This window comes from Veillonella sp. ZSJB6, assembly GCF_051549505.1.
Classification (GTDB): domain Bacteria; phylum Bacillota; class Negativicutes; order Veillonellales; family Veillonellaceae; genus Veillonella.
Genome location: NZ_JBPUGE010000104.1, coordinates 1 through 256, shown reverse-complemented (window position 1 = coordinate 256; position 256 = coordinate 1). Strand labels below are relative to the sequence as shown.

Annotated in this window: 1 protein-coding gene; it reads left to right on the top strand. The window is 38.7% G+C overall.

What is annotated here, in order from left to right:
- Positions 1-49: 49 nt before the first annotated feature.
- A partial coding sequence (locus ACSV5T_RS10070) for a YtxH domain-containing protein (RefSeq protein WP_438321039.1) occupies positions 50-256 on the top strand: 207 nt, incomplete at its 3' end.

The window sequence follows — 256 nt, the reverse complement described above, 5'->3', positions numbered from 1 at the left end:
GAAGAACTAAAAGCTATTCAAGAAACAATCGTAAAGCAGGTGCACAGCGATGATTAAAAACTTTTTCAAAGGACTGTTATTCGGAGCTGCTGCTGGAACTGTCGGAGGTCTGTTATTTGCACCTAGGAGAGGGAACGAAACAAGAAAAAAACTGATTGAAGAACTGGAAGAAGCAACCACTCTGACAAACGATTTAAATAACAGCTTGGATCATTTTAAAAGCGCATTGATTGAGACAAAAGAAACAGCTGAATCT